General features: G+C 39.7%; 4 protein-coding genes and 1 pseudogene. 3 read left to right on the top strand and 2 right to left on the bottom strand.

What is annotated here, in order from left to right:
* The first annotated feature begins 251 nt into the window (after positions 1-251).
* Positions 252-524: a hypothetical protein gene (locus AAC147_RS05755; protein ID WP_047685925.1), complete on the top strand. Its 273-nt coding sequence runs from the start codon at positions 252-254 to the stop codon at positions 522-524.
* A gap of 337 nt (positions 525-861) precedes the next feature.
* Here the strand turns inward: AAC147_RS05755 and AAC147_RS05750 are convergent.
* Both AAC147_RS05750 and AAC147_RS05745 read right to left on the bottom strand, forming a co-directional pair.
* Positions 862-1,353, bottom strand: a pseudogene (locus tag AAC147_RS05750) (IS6 family transposase); the annotation flags it as partial.
* A gap of 23 nt (positions 1,354-1,376) precedes the next feature.
* Positions 1,377-1,586 carry a recombinase family protein gene (locus tag AAC147_RS05745; RefSeq protein WP_047685924.1) on the bottom strand — a complete coding sequence of 70 codons (210 nt, stop codon included), beginning with the start codon at positions 1,584-1,586 and terminating at the stop codon, positions 1,377-1,379.
* A 202-nt stretch (positions 1,587-1,788) separates the two neighbouring features.
* Between AAC147_RS05745 and AAC147_RS05740 the strand changes: the two genes are divergently transcribed.
* A complete protein-coding gene (locus AAC147_RS05740; RefSeq protein WP_047685922.1) occupies positions 1,789-4,938 on the top strand; it encodes a Tn3 family transposase in 3,150 nt (1,049 codons plus the stop codon).
* 980 nt (positions 4,939-5,918) lie between these two features.
* Positions 5,919-6,272 (top strand): hypothetical protein (locus AAC147_RS05735; RefSeq protein ID WP_197056432.1); only part of this gene is annotated, 354 nt, incomplete at its 3' end.

Below are 6,272 nucleotides of genomic sequence, written 5' to 3'. Positions count from 1 at the left end.
TTCAATGACGATTGGTATATGACGGATGGCTATAAAACTGACCTGATTTTTTCATGGGATAGTTTTTAGAAGTTCCCTAAAATCAAATTTTATTTGATTTATAAAATAAGAAATTAACATGTTTGATTTATTTATATAAACTATAAATGACTAAAAATAGAATGGTAGATGACCAAAATAATGAAAAATTAGATTTGGCTTACCTTCTTAAATTGACAATAGAACCCGTAAGATAAAATGAGGTAAATAATATGACAGATGGCTATAAAGTTCCAGTTAGCAGTATTGAATCAACAATGAGTAAATGTGATGTGACACAAATAGAAATTAATTCGAAAGCAGGAAATGCTACCGTTGTAGTGAAAAATTCAGACTTAAATAAAACAGTTACTATCACTGATCTTTCTGGCATAGGTATGTCAAAATACATAACATTCTTATCTTGTTTTCACAATAACAAAAAGTTAGATATACACTTGGCTGACAATATAGTTAGCAACGTAAGTCTAAATACGGATCAATAAATATTTTCAAATTTCAATACACTTTACAATACTAATTGTTGTGTGTATTTTGAAAAAAACACATGGTAGACATGGAAGAGTAAATTTTCTCCTATGTCTACACTGTAGTAGTTCAGACTTGATCTGATGAGATGGACGTCCCGTATGGCGTCAATTGTACCAAAATGAAATAAGTATATTCATTTTATGGGAGCGTCCATCATATATCATAAAATTCTCGGTATTGATCTCGCTAAATCTGTTTTTCAGCTTTGTTTGCTTAACGATAATCACATTATATTTAAGGTTCTGTCGCATTAACGGCGAGTTAATCAGAGATTCCGCGAGTGATTGTTTTTTATACTGACAAGCGATAAAATTGTTCCGCCGCGGATAATCGTTCACCTTCCTCTTGCCGATACTGGCCTTTTCGAAGCATGGCAACGAGTTCTACCCCCGCCAGCAACGTTTGCGCCCGGCGGAACGATTTAAATCCCAGCATCGGACGGATCCGGCGTTTGACATGGCGATGGTCTTGTTCAATGCGGTTATTCAGGTATTTATTTTGCCGGATTTCAATCACCTCCTGCGGCGATTTGCCGGCATTGAGGAGGGAGAGCGCGGCGGTATTAGCTCCACTTTTATCAATAGTCACAACGGCGGGTCTGCCGTGCTGGCGTATTGCTTTACGGAAAAAACGCCGGGCTGCCGTTGCATCGCGGTGGGCGGTCAGCAGGAAGTCAATCGTCTGACCGTCGGTATCAACCGACCGGTAAAGGTAACGCCATTGCCCTTTGATTTTGATATAGGTTTCGTCCATGCGCCAGCGACGACCCACAGGACGTTTATGGGGTTCTGGGTGACCGGATAGGTCTACTCACCCAGGACCCGATGGAGTTGGGCACCGGATTCATTTTCTTCGAACCAGCAAGCAACCTGAGTTCCCAATCCATTTGCAAACTCAATCAGCTCATCTTTTGCCCTTGAAGCATCCTGTTCATCGGTTGATGCCCTCAAGTATCCGTAAATCCGCATATGGGTTTTCATCAGTTCACTATACATGGTGTCATTATTTTGGTGCATTATAGGGGTGCGCTTGGAATTCGGAAAATATCCTACGTTAAGCTCTTTTTCGTACAATCGAACATAAGACGTTCTACTTACTCAATACCCCAGTAAGCCAACATATTGAAAATAAACAATGACAAATAAGTACACCCTATCAGCACTCGCCGTGAACGTTTTTGACAACCTCTTTTGGTAAAAAGATCTATCAAGGAAAAACATGCAGCCGACGCGCCCAAGCCGGATACAAATTCTTAAAACCGATGAAATTGATGAGCTGTATCGCCGACCGCAATTCAGTCAGACAGAACGTGAAGAATATTTTGCCCTGAATGACACACTTCTTGAGCACATCCGCGCAATGGAGAAACTCGAAAACCGTATTTATTTCATTCTCTTTATTGGGTATTTCCGGGCTAAGCCAGTTATTCCCAAATTCCATTTGAAGGACGTCAGACCGGATGTTCAGTATATTTGCCAGACCTACTTTTCAGGTGCAAAACCACGGTACACTGAGTTGGTCAAATCAACCCGATCCCGGTTAATCAGTCAGGTTCTGGCCTTGCTTAGTTTTGAGCAGCTAACAACCTCCATGACTGACAATCTGGTCTTACGTCTCCAGGATGTCGCAACCATCTATACTGATCCCCGATACATGTTCGATGAATGTATCGCATTCTTTAGTCAGCAACGTATTGCCCTTCCGGCATACAGTACTATCCAGACGCTTGTCACCCGGACACTCAGTGCCGAAAGAAAGCGAACCGAAGCCATTCTGTCCCGAAAAATGTCGGAAAATACGGTTCACACCTTACAGAGCATCATGGCAGACAAAGGGCTGCTTAACAGCCTGTCCGGATATAAGGGATCAGCCCGCAGCTTTTCGCCATCAGAACTGGAGCGTGAACTGAATACGCACAGAACCATAAAAAGTATTTACCCTGAATTAAAATCTCTGATCGAGGCTCTTCGATTATCCCGTGGAAACATGCTCTATTATGCCTCCGTTGTAAGGCACCGTCCAGTTTATAAAATCAGGCGAATGCCCAAGTGGCAGGGGCTGCTCTATCTGAGTTGTTATCTCTTTTTTCGATACCGGGAAAACAATGACAGGTTAGTGACCGCATTTTGCCATCTTGTAACAAAACATCATGAATCCGCAAAAACGTTTGCCCAGCAAAAAGTCGCTGAAGAACTGGAAGTGGTCAGAAATAAGCTTAAGTATGCCGGCAACGTTCTGAGCTTATTTGTTGATAATACACTCAGTGACAGTGTTCCGTTTGGTGAAATTCGTAAGCAGGCATTTTCACTGATTGATGAAGCTGATATGAGAAAAATCAGCCAGCATTTTTGTAAGGAGAACTTTGATCTGGTTGACTACCAATGGCAATACACCGACAAGCACGCCCGCAGAACATCAAACTCTCTGCGCAAGCTGTTCAGGGCTATCGATATTGAGTGTTCCCCTGACCAGCCTCTGATGGCTGAACAAATAACCACAGCAAAAGCTGATCTGGACAAACACAAACGGATCACGTGTGTGACGCCGGAATTCATCCGCCCACGCGACCGGCGTTATCTTCTTGAGGGCGATGAGGTTCATCTCCAGCGGTTTGAGTTCTATTTGTATCACCGGATTGATCATATGATCAACAGCGGCAGGATCTATGTGAGTGAGAGTGAAAAGAATAAACGTCTGGAAGATGACCTTATTCCGGTGGATGTCTGGATGACGGAAAAAACAGAGCTGATTGAAAAAACAGGACTTAATCGTCTGAGTGATCCCATTAACCAGACGCTGATGCAATTGGAAATGAGGTTAAATACCTTGCTTGATCGCGTAACAGCTGACATTAATGCTGATGCCAATGATTTCGTAAAATGCCAGCCCCGCTCTAATCGTCTGACATGGAGTCTGGCGAACCGTCGCTGGAAAACCGGTATTGACAACCCGGTTTACAGCCAGCTCAAGCACAAAGGAATTACTGAGATCATGAGTTACGTCAACCGCAAAACAGGTTATCTCAGCGCCCTTAAAAACATGACAACCTATAAGAAAAAGTCAAAGACACGGGAAGGTGATTTGATAGCCTGTATTTTCGGCAACGGAGCAAACTATGGCCTGCATCGAATAGCCGCCGTTTCCGATCGCAGCGTAGGAGCACTCCGGGCGGTCAATGATAGTTATATCCGGCCGGAAACGACCCATGCCGCCAATGATATTATTTCCAATGCGATCGCCCGCTTATCTATATTCAAGTATTACACCCTCAATGAGGCCGCACCTTTTGGCAGTATCGATGGACAAAAACACGGTTGCCGGATAAACACATTCAAGGCTCGCTTTTCTGCCAAGTATTTCCGTAAAGGTAAAGGGGTATCAGCATTATCGCTGGTCGTCAATCATGTTCCAATCAATACTACCGTGAACGCCCCGAATGAGTTTGAGGGGCATTTTGCTTTTGACCTGCTCTATAACAACAGCAGTGATATCCAGCCGTTCTCGGTTTCGACGGATAATCATGGGATCAATAATGTCAATTTTGCCTTGCTGGATATTTTCGGTTACCAGTTTGCCCCTCGTTATGCCAAGTTCAAAAAAATCTTTGAAGAATTGTTCGATATCACCTTGCTGGGTGAAAAACTCCATATTTCTTTGAAAAAACCGATAAAACGCAAGTTCATCATGGATGAATGGGAACGTATCCAGCATATTGTTTGTTCATTGAGTCGCAAGGCAACCAATCAGAGCACCGTGGTCAGAAAGCTGTCAAATGGCAAGAGAACTCACTCGACATTGTCTGCCCTACGTGAGTATGACAGGTTAGTTAAATGTATCTATTTGCTTGAATACGTGGACAATCAGACACTGAGACAGTTTGTACAACAGGCATTGAATCGGGGAGAAGCCTATCATCAGCTCAGAAGAGCTATCGCGTCCGTCAATGGAAATCAGTTTCGAGGCGGAAATGATTATCAGGTTGAACAATGGAACGATTGCGCCCGTCTGATCGCCAATTGCATTATCTACTACAATTCAGCCTTGTTATCCGGACTAGTAGAACGATTTGAAAAACAAGGTAACAGCGAGGCAATTGAAATACTGGCCAATCTCTCCCCAGTGGCCTGGAGCCATATCCAGTTGGCAGGGAACTATACCTTCGCAGAACAAAGCGGCACATTCAGTCTTGACAGTCTGCTAGAAAATGTAGACCCTCTGCTCGAATCAAAGATGGATGATAGTGATGGGTATGATGATTACGAGGAAGTTGGCTGGTTATTTTCATTCAAGACTTTGAAATTATTAGATAATTTTAACATCATGGAACTTTTCGCTGAATTGGGCGCAACCCCCCTTGAAGTCAACTAATTGTATTTGATATACATTGTGGATTTTTATTATTTTATTTTGATTTTTTTATCTGTATTATTTTAATGAAAGTACAATTAACTCAATTAGTTAAAATAAACAATGAACTTAGCCCCACCTAATAATTAGTTAAAATTATTTTACTGGAAAACAATATCTAACACTTAAGTTAGATATAAAATATAGAAGAAAATGACATCCGTGCTTGCAAGGATTATATTAATAATGGGTACTAATTCATTGTCAAATATTTATCTAAAAACGTGGTTGTTTTGAAAAATGATAACAGACATTATTTAATGTGTAATAGATAATTACCATTATATATACCCAATGAATTTCAAATCGCATCGCGACGGCAGGAGAAATAATCCCCGGGAGTATAGATAAAGTGAACGTGCTCAACAAAGAGGAAATTAAAAGAATATGGGTATATATGTAGAAAGAGATAGGGTTGATGCTTGTTGAAATAATATCCGAAAATCGTGGCGGGGTAAGCATAAAATTTTTCGTTAAATGATTGTATTTTAATATGAATGTACTGGAGGATATCATTATATAAATGAATCTAAGTATGAAATCGATGCTATTGAGTGATCTGAGAAAATATTATTACCTGATCTGATGAATGCTATTGGGTGATCTCCACTCGTGGTAATACGCAATATGATTAAAATTCTAGTTATAACTTAACGTAGTATCCAATATATAAATTTATTAGATGTTAAATTTAAGTCCGGAATTGCCTAGATTGTCCCTAAATATACTGTTTATCTTCCACACAAGGTTTTGACTCAACTTGGTGAAGCCAAAGAAATAGTTAAAGCACGCAATGGGTCTTAGGTTATATTTTAACCATAATGAGTGCTAGCTTTTCTATACCTGCACAATATTAATACTGATCTTGGTAAGACTTACAACATAACTATTTATCTAAGTGAAATAAAATGAATAATTCAATTTTCGTACATAGGAAAGAAATGTTAAATAAACTTTCATTACATATTGAAAATTATGAATTTGAATATGGTTTTAATATTTTACATGAATTAGATCTCAGCATTGCTAATTTTTATTATATAAAAAAAGTCATTGATGATTTGACTAAAAATGAAAGTAATTCTAATTTTCAATTTTCAATTTATTTATTTTCCGTTAAAAAAAGACAAGATCTTGTTAATAAGTACTTTCCTAAAATACATATTAACTTATTGTCAGGTAATTTCTTTATAATGAAAAATCATGAATATCACCAATCAATTAAACTTGATGTTAATACTGATGATTATGGAGACCGTAAAACATGGGGTAGTTATTATGAAAGTGCTACCAGT

It is taken from the genome of Xenorhabdus sp. NBAII XenSa04 (assembly GCF_963866145.1).
GTDB lineage: Bacteria > Pseudomonadota > Gammaproteobacteria > Enterobacterales > Enterobacteriaceae > Xenorhabdus > Xenorhabdus indica.
The sequence above is the reverse complement of the archived record's forward strand: the minus strand, read 5'-3'. Positions and strand labels throughout refer to the sequence as shown.